Source organism: Acinetobacter sp. ANC_7634 (genome assembly GCF_056779875.1).
Genome location: NZ_JBWYIT010000007.1, coordinates 16,192 through 29,818 on the forward strand (window position 1 = coordinate 16,192; position 13,627 = coordinate 29,818).

The following is a 13,627-nucleotide window of genomic DNA, read 5'->3' on the forward strand; positions in this document are numbered from 1 at the left end:
TTTATAATTGACTAAATTGGTATGATTTAAAATAAATTATCATTATAAACAGGTATTTATAAATAAAACGTATTTTATTTAATTTTTGGGAGTTGCATATTAATTTTTGGCATGTTTATTATACTTAAATAGTAGTTTATTTATATCGATCTTCCAGAGGTTATAATAATGTTAAATAAAATTGCACTGATTGTTTTAGTTGGGATGTCAGCAAATGCACTGGCAGGAGAATGGCAACTTAAGGTAGGTGCATCTGCAATTTCTCCAACGCAAGATACCACTGTGGCTGCTCTAGGAGGAGCTAAAGTGGAAGCCGATGATGAATTTGCTTTTACCCCTTCGGTGGAGTATTTCTTTAATGATCAAATTTCTGCTGAACTATTATTAGCCACACCAGTTCGCCATGATGTTTTGATTAATGGTGCTGATGCAGTGACGATTAAACATTTACCACCAACTCTGACTGCGAAATATCATTTTAAAAATAGTTCGGGATTTACACCTTATATTGGTCTTGGTGCAACAGCATTTATTGCTTGGGATGAGCAAGGCGTTCAAAGTGTAAAAGAAGATTTTGGTTATGCAGCGCAGTTAGGTTTCAATTTCCAACCAGCTGATGCAAAAAACTGGGGTGTATTCGCTGACGTACGTTATGCAGATTTGAACCCTGAAGTGACTGTAGATGGAACAACAAAGTTCAAGCTAGATATAGATCCAGTCATCTATAGCATTGGTTACAGCTACAAATTCTAAAAATAAAGTTGCGCCTAGCCCTATTAATCAATAGGGCTTTTTTTATGTGTCGTACTATAACAGGTAGAAAATACCATATAAAAAAACAATTTTTTTCAATAATCTAGAAAGCTCATAACAGAGTAGTATGCATGAAGAACCAATTCATAAAACTCATCATTGTGCTGGCTGCATGTGGAAGTGTTCCAGTATTTGCAGCGAGTTTTGATTGCAAAAAAGCGCAGTCCGAAACTGAGAAAGCTGTTTGTGAACATCGTATCCTGAATGATGCAGATGTTAAAATGGCTGCCACTTATCAAATTCTTCGTCGTTTAGTACCGATGGGAATGCGATCAATCATTCAGAATGAACAAGTCAAATGGCTGGAATTACGTGATCAATGCCAAGCAAATTTGCAATGCTTAAATCATGTCTATCAAATGCGTCAGCAAAAACTAGAAATACATCTTGATCGAATTTACAAACAAGGTCCTTTTTAAAAAAATTTAATTTTGACCATTGAAAAAATTAGAAGCTACACCATTCATTAAGCATTCAAAAAAATTGTTTTGATGTGTTTAAGGAGTAGTTTATGAGCGAGCAGAATACACAAAAACATAGTTTCCAAGCGGAAGTTGCTCAGCTTTTACATTTAGTGACGCATTCACTTTATTCAAATCCAGAAATTTTCCTTCGTGAGCTAATTTCAAACGCTTCAGACGCATGTGATAAATTACGTTTTGAAGGGATTAATCATCCTGAATACTATGAAAATGATCCAGATTTACGTGTACGCGTACAATTGGATAAAGATAATAAAACCATCACCATTTCAGACAACGGTATCGGTTTAAGCCAACAAGAAGCTATTGATAATTTGGGGACGATTGCTAAATCTGGTACTAAAGACTTTATGTCTAAATTAACCGGTGATCAAAAGTCAGATGCACAGTTAATTGGTCAGTTTGGTGTCGGTTTTTATTCTGGCTTTATTGTCGCTGATAAAATCACAGTTGAATCACGTCGTGCAGGGGCTGAAGCTTCAGAAGGTGTACGTTGGATCAGTGGTGGTACAGGCGAGTTCGAAGTTGAGCAAATTACGAAAGAAGGTCGCGGTACAGATATTATTCTACACTTGCGCGAAGACGCATTAGATTATTTGCAAAGTTATAAAGTAAAGCAAATTATCAATAAATATTCAGACCATATCAGTTTACCAATTCAAATGGAAAAAGAGGTATGGCAACAAGAAGAAGCAGCTGAGGGCGAAGAAGCGAAACCAGGCCAGTATGTCAAAACGGGTGAATGGGAGGCGATCAATTCTGCCAGCGCATTGTGGACACGTAGTAAGAATGACATTACTGAAGAACAGTATATTGAGTTTTATAAAAACTTAAGTCACGACTTTGAAGCACCGATTACTTGGGCGCATAACCGCGTAGAAGGGAGCACTGAATATACGCAATTACTGTATATCCCAAGTAAAGCACCGCACAACATTTTCTCACGTGAAGCGAAAGCAGGTATCAAGCTCTATGTGAAACGTGTCTTCATCATGGATGATGCAGATAATCTCATCCCGAACTATTTACGTTTCGTACAAGGTGTTGTGGATAGCGCAGACTTACCGTTGAATGTGAGTCGTGAATTACTTCAAGAAAGTCGAGATGTTAAAACCATCCGTGAAGGCAACACACGTCGAATCTTAACAACTTTAGATACTTTAGCTAAATCTGAAGATGAAGCAGATCAAGAGAAATTTAAGAAGTTTTATGCTGAGTTTGGGTCTGTCTTAAAAGAAGGTTTGGGTGAAGATTTCACCAATCGTGACCGAATTTTGAAGCTTCTACGCTTTGCAACTTCAAACAATGATGAGGTCACCACTTCATTGGCTGACTACAAAGCAGCAATGAAAGAAGGTCAAAAGGCGATTTATTATGTAACGGCGGAAAGCTTAGCCGCTGCTAAAAACTCGCCACAACTTGAGTTATTTAAGAAAAAAGGCATTGATGTTCTGCTAATGACTGAACGTGTAGATGAATGGGCAATGGAATTTGTTCATGAGTTTGACGGGACACCAATGCAGAATGTCGCAAAAGGTGCTGTAGACTTAGGTGATTTACAGGATGCTGAAGAGAAAAAAGCATTAGAAGCGGCAGCTGAGCAGTTTAAACCTGTGGTTGAAAAGCTGTCTGAGTCATTAAAAGACAAAACCAAAGAAGTGCGCGTAACCACTCGTTTGGTTGATTCTCCAGCGTGTCTGGTGACGGGTGAAGGCGAGTTGTCTCCACAGTTGATTCGCATGTTAAAACAGGCAGGTCAGGCAGTCCCAGAAAGCAAGCCAATTTTAGAGATTAACCCTGAGCATCCATTAGTGAAAAAGTTGAATGGTTCAGCACAATTTGACGATCTTGCAAATGTGATTTTTGATCAGGCGATGATTGCAGAAGGTGGTTTACCAGAAGATCCAGCTGCATATTTAAAACGTATTAACAGCTTATTATTGAAATAAGCGCATATTTTAAATTGTGATCCAAAGCCTATCTTCGGATAGGCTTTTTTAATGCAGCGCCGTCGTAGGATGTAAAAGGAACTATTTAAGCTTTGGGTTAAACTAGATAAATTTTTTCGATGTTGATGATAAAAAAATACGTCCAAGTTTTGATTTGTAAAACATATTAAAAAACAATAATTAATCTATAATAGCGATCATTAAATATTGGGAATATTCTATGAAAACTTCAATGATGCTCGCATTTAGCATGTTTTGTCTGAGCTTAACCAATGTCTCTTATGCAGAACAAGATGTGAAAAAAATTGTTCGAAATGATCGTGTAACCGTGGTGAAGCATCAAATTCCACAGTTTGATATTAATCCTTTTGTGGATAGTAAACGTATCGCACGCACAGATCGTGTCGGTTATGTTTTACCTAAAACTGAAGCTGAAGTGGCGCCTAAAAAAACACGTATTATACGTAATGATCGTATCGTGATTCAAAAGCCTGTCATTTGAGAATCTAAGATCCAAAAAAGCCCATCAATGATGGGCTTGATTTATGACTATTATCGAGCGCTAAAATCTAGCTTCAAGACGAACTAAAGCACGAGGATAGTGTGATCGATCTTCACGCTTGTCATTAAAATAGTTAAGATCACCTTGAACAAAGAACCATTCGCGGAATAAGGGTTGGCGCCACGAAACAAAAGGTCCCCAACTGTTCATACGTAAATCATCGTTGTTGTAATAACCACCCACATACATACCGTAGTTAAAGCGGTTATCATGGAAAAACTGATGTTGGCGATAGGTACGATTATCCCAAGTCCAATCATCATCCTGCTCATCTGCATAAGTTAGATAAAGCTGATTTGAAATAAACGCTTCATTTGGACGTGCGTGGGTGAGTTCCAAATTGGTTCTTAGATAATTTTCACTATCTATACCATAACGATAGATTTGTTCAGCATGAAAGGAAAAATCATTCCCGAGAGTCCAATCTTTTTTTGCCTTCAAGCGGGCATAAATGTCATCTCCAGATCGAATACCTAAATCAGCATCTAAATCGAAAGGTAACTTATCAGACAGTTGTGACCAACGTAAGGCGATCGAACTGTTATCTTCACGGATTCGCTTAGTGTCGACATTTTTGTCGGGATCAGCAGCGGGATTTTCATTGGTAATGGCAATATTGTTGTCAATTTCATTATCCAGTGAATCATCACCAAAGACTAAACTTAATTTACGCTCTAAGGTTGGTAAGTCGATTTTACCGCGTATACGTGGCTTGAATTCGTAATCATCATACTTATTCCATTTATTATCAAAGATTACACGTAGCGTTGCTTTGGCGGTTTCATCTTCATAACCTTCACCAAACCAACCATCGATTCGCTGAGCGGTTCGGTCTGCCCAGTGGCGAATCGATTTTTGACGTCGGTCAATCCATGATAAATCTTCAGTCGCTTGGGTCGGGGCGTATATTCTTTTATTGGATTGTTCAGGGAATAGTGTGGGGGTTGAATCTACCATGCGAGGAACGTAGTTAATCCAACCTAAGCTATTTTCATCCGATGTTGGCCAATCTTTTTGTTGAAATTCTAAAGGATAGTCTAAAGTAGGGAATTCGCTACTGACACTGATTTCATCTGTTTGATAAGGATCAGTCAAGTGATCTATCTGATCTTGGCTATACACGAAAGTACTTAAAAAGCTACAACTTAAGACAAGACTTAAGGTTGACGGTTTGAACTGCTGCATGATTCTTTTCATATTCGCTCTAAGTCATTTTCATTGTTAAGCCGCTGAATTTATTTATAAAATTAAAAATGGGCTTAAGCATCGTGATATTATTAAAAATCAATGTTTGATCTATTCTAATGAATTGTTCAACAAAATTCACAATAAACAACAATGAATTTAAAGTGATTTAAAATTGGAACAGATAATGAGAAGACTTGAAAATGAAATAATTTTATTAAATGATTGTTTTATAGATAAAAAAAGACCTCCTTGGGGAAAGAGGTCTATAAAAATTTACCATGTATAGAGTCATGCAGTGAATCTATACATGAAGTATATTCAGTTCCGATTCACTTGAATAGGCTTGTTTATGCAACGCTGAATTCTATTTTTATAACAGTCTAAATATGGCTTAAGTCATGCAACCTTAAGCCAGTATTTAGGTTCTCGAAGATGTTTTATGATTTGCTTGGTGGCACGTCACAATGTTCATCAGTACAAGTTTCTGCATCTTCAACAGTGGGTTGATCTGTTTGTTCATTGGCAGTCGTTAATACTTTGTTGATCACATCTTGGAAGACTTGAGTCGGTTGAGCACCAGCCAAAGCCACACGCTGATCGAATACAAAAAATGGTACGCCAGTCACTTTTAATTGATCACGTGCAAGTTCTTCATCAAATTGGACAAAATCGGCATATTGATCAGAATCCAAAATATCATCCACTTCAACTGGATTTAAACCAATGCGCGAAGCAACATCTTCGAGAGTTTCACGCTCGCCAATGGCTAAACCTTGGGTCATATAGCTATAAAAAAAGGCTTCTTTTGCTTCCGAACCCAATCCTAAGCTTTGTGCATGATGAATAATTCGATGGGCGTTGAATGTATTTCCTGAGTTGGCATTTTCCCAATTGAACTCGATGCCTTCTGCTTTTGCCATTTCCGCAATATTGCGTTGCATTTCTTCAACTTCAGCGACAGTACGCCCATATTTCAATGCCAAACGTTCGCTATTTGAGACTTCTTGACGTGGCGGTGCATCAGGATCTAACTGGAAACTGTGCCAATGGACTTCAAGTTCAACACCAGTTGCAGCAGCTGCTGCTTCTAAACGTTTTTTTCCGATATAGCAAAAAGGGCATACTACATCTGACCACACATCTACACGCATAAAAAATCTCTAATCATCATTTATGAATCTATAGTGTGGGCAATGACAACAAAATTAAAGGTCTAAATCTGAAACGCAGAGTTTCAATCCGATATATTTCTGTCGAAAATATGAATTTTGCGTAATAAATTATTGAAACTTGATCACAGAATCACGAATAAATCGACAAAATCACAGCAATATCCACTAAATTCATTCCTATTTCTGCTTAAAAAATATGCTATACAATACACATCATGTGCTTGTCATTGTTCGCAAGTGATTCATTACTCAAACAAAAAAAAGGATAGGAGTTTGAGATGCGCGGAATTTTAGCGGTGGTTATCGTCATGGTGACCTTATTATTTGGTTATTGTGCCTACGCGCAAAATGAAAAAAATGATGAAGTGCAACGTCAACAATTTGATTTGGTGATGACGGAAAAAATTGAGCAGCTTTATGTTCAAGCGAAGGATTGGAAAACCCCTCTGAATTTTAAAGTTGAAGATGAGCGTTTGGATGGTGACTATAAGGTACTTTCTGAATTTATTTTGAAGTATTGGGTAGACAATATTGAATCACGAAATATGTATTTACGTGAGTTAGATCAAGCCAAGTGGGATGAGTTTCTGAACGTTCGTCGCCTAGAATTAGATAAAAAGAATAAATATCAAAACACCGAAAAGATGTTTGTCCAAGTGAAGAAAATTCAATCTGAATATCAAATGCGTGACCAACAAATTTATGCGACAGCTTTACAAGCGCTTGATGCTTTGGACATGAAATCAGACTTGCGTGAGCCAATGAAAGAAAAGTTAAAATTCAGCCGACAGCATAATAATGATCAAGCTTTGTTTGCTTTAGAACTTAAGATCACAAAAAAAGCTGAAGAAATGTTTGAGTTTTTGAAGAATCATGACTGGCAACGCCGTAACGAAATGATCCTATTTAAAAGTGATCTCAGTGTGAATCGCTTTAACGAGTTATATCGCGAATTAAATCAATTACAACGTGAAATTGATCAGTTAAAAAATCAAAATGCCGAAGTGATTGAAGCACAAACAGTGAATCAAAGTCCAAGTTCAGAGCCTGCTGTTCAGGAAGAAACGCAATAAACAAACTTTCTTGGTTGTTTCTTTCAGCGTGGTTATAAAAAATGGACGCATGCTTTACTCACGGAGTAAGGCAGAAAAGGCTTTACTTGAAAGTAAATGTATATCATGAACATGCTCAATTTTAGGATTAATATATGCTTTTTCTTTCCATTGATTTAAAGTAATACCATTATCGAGGACTTTTTTGTCATATAAATAGTTTGGAATTAAACCTGGCAATGTCACGCGATAATCTCGTGGAATTTGTCCTACTGCATGTTCTAATAAATCAAACAAGATGGTCGTACAATTACTAATATAGGTGTTATACCAAACTGGGGTATGATTTAGCCGATTGGCTTTGTTCAGGAATTCTAAAAACAACATCTGAATTTCGGTTTGATTCATTTGAATTGGATAAATATAGACATCTTCTTCGCGAATATTTGAGCGGGTATAAATCAAATCATTTTCATCACCTACGACCAGTGCCAATTCATACTGCCGAAAAAACCCGCCAATGGTGGAAAATCCTTCATCTTTTTCCTGACGAACTTCTAAAGAAAAAGCGAGATGTTCGCTATCATCAAAACCAAATGTAATAAAAACATGCGCAATAGGACCTTGCATAAAATGTGATACCACTAAATCTATACGATCTAACTTTTCTAAATCGTATTGTCGTGTTTCCCACCGCATCACGTAGTCTTTATCACTGTGCCAAATAAAATTTCTGACATTCTGTAATTCCACTTTGCCATCTTTGAATTGGAATTGAATAATTTTGTCGGTTTCATCCTGCCAAACGCGATCATTGCGTGGTTCTAAGGAAAAAAAGCTAATCATGGCAATCAAAAAAATAATCAAATACGCCCATGTGAAATAGGGCTTATAGCTGTGTTGCTTGAAATGGAATATCCCTGTAATGATGGCAAGTCCAACCCAAAACAAGATCAGTGCATAAGTGAAAATGGTATTAACAGGCTGATGTGTCCAAATGAATAAGATTGCCCAGAGTGATGTGAGACATAAAAATATAACGAGTAGGCTGTTTTTTATTTTAGTTTTCATGGCTGATGGATATGTATGAGTTTTCTATTTTTATAATGAATTGAAGTTAAGCTTTGAAGTCCATATTTGTAAAATCAGACCGAGTCTTGAAATTCAGTTGCTTAGCAAAACTTTTAAAAAAAACTTGAAACATTTATCTGAGTGCTGATGAATAAGTAAATAAATTGGTGTAGTTTAATTAAAGAATGGCTCTATTTGTTTAGTTATTCTTGTTTCTTGATGCTCAATTTGAACGATGCATGTCAGAGTCTTACTTATGACTAATTCTAAATTATGTTTGATGTTCGGTGTGATCTCAGCCTTGCTGATGAGTTTGTCTCATGCTGAAGATGTTGCAAGCCTGCCTTCAATTCAATTGATGGCGGACGATGACTTACGTGATGAAGTTGTGACGACTGTTACACCTTTTCAAGAGGATCAAAAGGTGCGTCAATCTTTGCAACATCAAGTGATCAAAAAAGAGCAGAATATTCAAAATGCTGCTTTAGAGCAAAGTTCACCTGCACTGAATATTCAACCGAAAACTCCAGTGCCTGATATGAGTCATCTATCACCTTTACAGCAGCAGTATGTTTTGTCTGTTGCAGCAGGTTTACAGTCGAATGATCCGAGTTCAGGCATTTTTAGAATGTTGGAGCCTTTAGGGATTGATCGGGACAAAGCATTGAATCATATCCAACAGGGTGGAGGCGCGATTCCAATGACCTTTGATGAGCAACGTTTAAATCAGTTGTTGGGTGATGGATGGCGGAGTAATCTAAAATAAAATTTGATTTCTAAAGTATAAAAATCCCGCAAACAGCGGGATTTCTTCTAGTCACGTATCTAAACTTAAACACGTTTGATAATTTGCAAATTATCTTAAAGCCTAGGTAAATTATAGTAGATTAATTCACATGAATTTAAAGTGTTAAGATCTAAATTGATATTTTGTTGAGCAGATACATGGTTGCTCAAGTGTTGATTTTGTTGAGCACTAAAGCCCAAAAAAGAATTATAACCTTCAATTTGAATTTTATATTTCTGAATATTAAGGTTCAAATTTTGAGTTAAGCAATACTGCTTTAATGAGTATTCTCTCTTATTATCAGATAGCGTAAAATTTATCTTGTGAGTAACAGTATCAATAACATAAATAGAATGTTTGTGTGAGCCAATATTAATTTTTTGTTGATGAGTTGGATTAGCTTGTACCGTACCGTTAAATAGAAATTCTTTGATAACTGGCTTGCCAATGACTTCATTTATTTTGATCAGAGCGAAGTTTGTAAGCGTGATAAATTGCGGGGAAAATAACCTCCAAAAAAAAATAACACAAACCCTGTAAGAAGTATAAATATAAAATAATTCATGAATTTATTAATTTTTTTATAACGGAATTTTTTGCGATTCTCCTCAATTTCTCGGACATAAAACTGATTGATAACAACAAGAAAAATGGGAGTTAAAAAAGTAATAGCCAGTCCATAAGCAATACTAGAAACTAATAGAGGATTAAAGAAAGGCAATTCATATTGATTTTCTAACTTCCATCCAAAATAGAAAATTATAAGACTGAGAACGATATAAAATACTGGATAGAAATATGTCTTTTTTTTCTTCATATTTATAAATTTTTTAACAAGATTTTTTTTTAGAGAAAAAACCCCGCATTAAGCGGGGTTTCTTTTGGTCACGTATTTAAAACTTAAACACGTTCGATCACAGTTGCGATACCTTGACCAAGACCGATACACATCGTCGCAAGACCGATTTGTGTATCTTGTTGTTCCATCACGTTTAACAACGTCGTTGTGATACGCGCACCAGAACAACCCAATGGGTGACCAAGCGCAATCGCACCACCGTTTAAGTTCACGATGTCTTGTTTGTCATGTAAACCTAGACCTTTCAATACTGAAAGACCTTGAGCAGCAAATGCTTCGTTTAACTCAACAGTTTGAATGTCACCAATGCTCAAGCCAGCACGTTTCAGCGCTTTTTGAGTTGCTGGAACTGGGCCATAACCCATGATCGCAGCATCACAACCTGCAACTGCCATAGATCGAATTACAGCACGTGGCTTAAGACCGAGTGCTTGCGCACGCTCAGCAGACATCAATAACATTGCAGATGCACCGTCAGACAACGCTGATGATGTAGCAGCAGTCACTGTACCGCCTTTAGGGTCAAACACAGGACGCAACGCTTTAAATGCTTCAAGGTTCGCATCTGGACGAATCACTTCGTCTACATCACAAAGGATTTTGAAGCCATTTGCATCATGACCTTCAACACCAATGATTTCGTTTTTGAAACGACCTTCTTGAGTAGCAGCCCAAGCACGACGGTGAGATTCAACACCAAAAGCGTCTTGCTCTTCACGGCTAATGCCATTCATACGACCTAACATTTCTGCCGTTAAGCCCATCATGTTAGATGCTTTTGCATAATGTTTAGATGCTTGTGGGTTCAAGTCGATACCATGCATCATGCCAACGTGGCCCATGTGCTCAACACCACCGATGATGAAGATATCACCTTGGTTTGTCGCAATTTGAGCAGCTGCGGTATGAATTGCTTGCATTGAAGAACCGCAAAGACGGTTAACAGTTTGACCTGCAACAGTTTTTGGTAAGTCTGCCAATAACACGATGTTACGACCGATGTTCATGCCTTGCTCTAGAGTTTGGTTCACACAACCCCAGATCACATCTTCAACTTCGTTCACATCAAACTGGTTACGAGCAACCAATGCACGAACTAATTCAGCAGATAAGTTATCGGCACGTACATTGCGGAACATACCATTTTTGGTTTTACCCATTGCTGAACGTACGCCATCAACGATGACAACGTCACGTGGATTTAAAGTAGCCATTCACGTTGCTCCTTAACCGTAGAATTTTTTGTTGTTAGCAGCCATGTCACGCAACATTTGTGGCGCTTCATAAGCCTTACCTAAATGCGCATACTTGTCGCAAAGCGCAACATACTCAGCTACACCAGTTTGATCGATGTAACGGCATGGACCACCACGGAATGGAGGGAAGCCTACACCCATGATCATTGCCATATCTGCTTCGTTTGGTGTTGCAACGATGTTGTCTTCTAAGCAACGAACAGTTTCGTTACAGAAAGCAATCATCATACGGTCAATGATCTCTTGAGAATCAAATTCACGTTTTTCACCAGTCACGACAGAAGCAATTACGTCATACGCTGTTGGATCAACAGTTTTTGCTTTCTTGCCTTTCTTGTCCAATTCATATTTGTAGAAACCAACATCGTTCTTTTGACCGAGACGTTGTGCTTCATACATTGTTTGGATTGAACCTTTGAAATCAGGCTTCATACGGTCAGGGAAACCTTCAGCCATCACTTCTGCACCGTGAACGCCAGTATCAATACCGACAACGTCCATTAAGTATGCAGGACCCATTGGCCAGCCAAATTTTTCCATCACTTTGTCGACTTGTTGGAAGTCAGCGCCGTCTTTAAGAAGAAGGTCAAAGGCACCAAAGTAAGGGAACAATACGCGGTTTACAAGGAAGCCCGGACAGTCGTTTACAACGATCGGAGTTTTACCCATTTTTTGAGCGAGGACGACAGTCGTTGCAATCGCTTCAGGTGAAGTTTTTTCACCACGAATCACTTCAACCAAAGGCATCATATGCACTGGGTTAAAGAAGTGCATCCCTACAAAGTTCTCAGGACGCTCTAGGTTTTCAGCCAAACGCGTGATTGAGATCGTAGAAGTGTTTGATGCAATGATCGTGTTTTCACGTACTTTAGACTCAGTTTCTTTGAGTACGATGCCTTTCACTTTCGGATTTTCTGTTACCGCTTCGATCACGATATCGACTTCTTTAAACTCATCATAGCTTAATGTCGGACGGATACGTGCAAGCGTTTCACCCATTTGAGCAGGCTTGATTTTCTTACGTTCAACTTGTTTAGTCAGAAGACCGTTTGCTTCTTTCATTCCTAAAGCAAGTTGTGGGTTACCAATATCTTTCATGATAATTGGTGTGCCTTTGCTTGCCGCTTGATAAGCAATACCACCACCCATGATACCTGCACCAAGTACTGCAGCTTGATTTACAGGGTGAGCGCCTTGTTCATATTTTTTCGAAGTTTTCTTCACAACTTGGTCGTTGATGAATAAACCAATCAACGCACCTGCTTGTGGCGTTACCGCTGCTTTTGCAAAGTGTTCAGCTTCTTGGCGAAGTGCACCAGCACGATCTAAGCTTGAACCCGCTTGCATAGAATCAAGCAATAATTTTGGCGCAGGGTATTGTGCAGGATTAGCTTTCGCAAGTACCACACCTTTAGATGAGTTGAAAGCCATCATTTGTTCTAATGGATTCAACTTAATTGGATCTAATTTTTCTTGACGCTTCGCTTTCCAGTCTAAACGACCTTCGATTGCTTGTTTAACGATAGAGATTGCAGCATCTTGTAATTTATCAGCAGCAACCACCGCATCGACCGCGCCATCTTTAAGTGCAGCAGGTGCTTTTTTCGGGTTCGCCATTGCCATCCATTCAACAGCGTTATCGATACCGATAACACGGCTTAGACGAACAGTACCACCGAAACCAGGAATGATCCCAAGTTTAATTTCTGGAAGACCAACTTGTGCTGATTCTGACATCACGCGATAGTCACACACCAAGCACATTTCGAAACCGCCGCCCAATGCCATACCATTGATTGCAGCAACTTTAGGAATATTTAAATCTTCGAATGAATTGAAAATTTCATGAACAGGCATCGCCCAATCTACAATGACTTGTTCGCCTTGCGCAAAATTTTCACCAAACTCAGTGATGTCTGCACCAACGATAAACGTAGATTTACCAGATGTAACGATAAGACCTTTAATCTCAGCGTTTGATTGAACAGCAGCAATTGCAGCTTTAAAGTCGTCAATTGTTGCGCGGTTGAATTTATTAACCGACTCACCTTGTAAGTCAAAGCGGAATTCTGCAATTCCGTCCGAAAGCATTTGGACGGTAATGGCATTGCCAGCGTGGATCATGCCCTGATCTCCTTTTTTTTGGAGGACTTCTAAGTTGATGTTGTGAAGCTAGTGCGTATTTCCTGCGCACATTAAAGCTTCGCTAATCTTACGATAACTATATCGAAAAAGAACATAACAAGTTGTATCAAGCCGTGACGCAATGGTCATCTATTTATTGCACCAGCATGCGTTATAAAACAGCAGATGCGAATGTAGAATTTGTTCTTCTTACAATAAAGCGATTGTTTCAATTGGCATTTTATTTAAAAACACTTCAACTTATATCTGGGGTAGGTAGGTAATTTCAAGTTATTTTGCACTTTAAATTTC

The 13,627-nt window shown here is 38.2% G+C and carries 11 protein-coding genes; 6 read left to right on the forward strand and 5 right to left on the reverse strand.

From position 1 onward, the window contains the following. Positions 1-168: 168 nt before the first annotated feature. From AC1M9A_RS08540 to AC1M9A_RS08555, 4 genes are all read left to right on the forward strand, one after another. On the forward strand, positions 169-753 hold the full coding sequence (locus AC1M9A_RS08540) for an OmpW/AlkL family protein (RefSeq protein ID WP_481610027.1): 585 nt from the start codon (positions 169-171) through the stop codon (positions 751-753). Positions 754-884: 131 nt separating this feature from the next. Beyond that, positions 885-1,232, forward strand: a complete 348-nt coding sequence (locus AC1M9A_RS08545; protein ID WP_035265964.1) for a lysozyme inhibitor LprI family protein — start codon at positions 885-887, stop codon at positions 1,230-1,232. Between the two features lie 92 nt (positions 1,233-1,324). Then, positions 1,325-3,244, forward strand: coding sequence for a molecular chaperone HtpG (gene htpG, locus AC1M9A_RS08550; RefSeq protein ID WP_481610028.1), 1,920 nt, complete (start codon positions 1,325-1,327; stop codon positions 3,242-3,244). A 220-nt stretch (positions 3,245-3,464) separates the two neighbouring features. Continuing rightward, a complete protein-coding gene (locus tag AC1M9A_RS08555) occupies positions 3,465-3,746 on the forward strand; it encodes a hypothetical protein (RefSeq protein ID WP_481597496.1) in 282 nt (93 codons plus the stop codon). A gap of 60 nt (positions 3,747-3,806) precedes the next feature. On the opposite strand, the gene AC1M9A_RS08560 is transcribed toward AC1M9A_RS08555, so the two are convergent. Next, positions 3,807-5,003 carry a hypothetical protein gene (locus AC1M9A_RS08560; protein ID WP_481597497.1) on the reverse strand — a complete coding sequence of 399 codons (1,197 nt, stop codon included), beginning with the start codon at positions 5,001-5,003 and terminating at the stop codon, positions 3,807-3,809. A 428-nt stretch (positions 5,004-5,431) separates the two neighbouring features. Then, positions 5,432-6,145 carry a DsbA family oxidoreductase gene (locus tag AC1M9A_RS08565; RefSeq protein ID WP_035265969.1) on the reverse strand — a complete coding sequence of 238 codons (714 nt, stop codon included), beginning with the start codon at positions 6,143-6,145 and terminating at the stop codon, positions 5,432-5,434. 299 nt (positions 6,146-6,444) lie between these two features. Between AC1M9A_RS08565 and AC1M9A_RS08570 the strand changes: the two genes are divergently transcribed. Beyond that, positions 6,445-7,239 carry a hypothetical protein gene (locus AC1M9A_RS08570; RefSeq protein WP_481597499.1) on the forward strand — a complete coding sequence of 265 codons (795 nt, stop codon included), beginning with the start codon at positions 6,445-6,447 and terminating at the stop codon, positions 7,237-7,239. A 54-nt stretch (positions 7,240-7,293) separates the two neighbouring features. On the opposite strand, the gene AC1M9A_RS08575 is transcribed toward AC1M9A_RS08570, so the two are convergent. After that, complete coding sequence (locus tag AC1M9A_RS08575) at positions 7,294-8,289, reverse strand: Lnb N-terminal periplasmic domain-containing protein (RefSeq protein ID WP_481610029.1); 996 nt, start codon at positions 8,287-8,289, stop codon at positions 7,294-7,296. 256 nt (positions 8,290-8,545) lie between these two features. Here AC1M9A_RS08575 and AC1M9A_RS08580 point away from each other — a divergent pair, with 256 nt between their 5' ends. Beyond that, positions 8,546-9,055 carry a hypothetical protein gene (locus AC1M9A_RS08580; RefSeq protein WP_481610030.1) on the forward strand — a complete coding sequence of 170 codons (510 nt, stop codon included), beginning with the start codon at positions 8,546-8,548 and terminating at the stop codon, positions 9,053-9,055. Between the two features lie 921 nt (positions 9,056-9,976). On the opposite strand, the gene fadA is transcribed toward AC1M9A_RS08580, so the two are convergent. Both fadA and fadB read right to left on the reverse strand, forming a co-directional pair. Further along, positions 9,977-11,149: an acetyl-CoA C-acyltransferase FadA gene (fadA, locus tag AC1M9A_RS08585; protein WP_035265978.1), complete on the reverse strand. Its 1,173-nt coding sequence runs from the start codon at positions 11,147-11,149 to the stop codon at positions 9,977-9,979. Between the two features lie 12 nt (positions 11,150-11,161). Then, positions 11,162-13,315, reverse strand: coding sequence for a fatty acid oxidation complex subunit alpha FadB (gene fadB / locus AC1M9A_RS08590; RefSeq protein ID WP_092766638.1), 2,154 nt, complete (start codon positions 13,313-13,315; stop codon positions 11,162-11,164). Between the last annotated feature and the right edge of the window lie 312 nt (positions 13,316-13,627).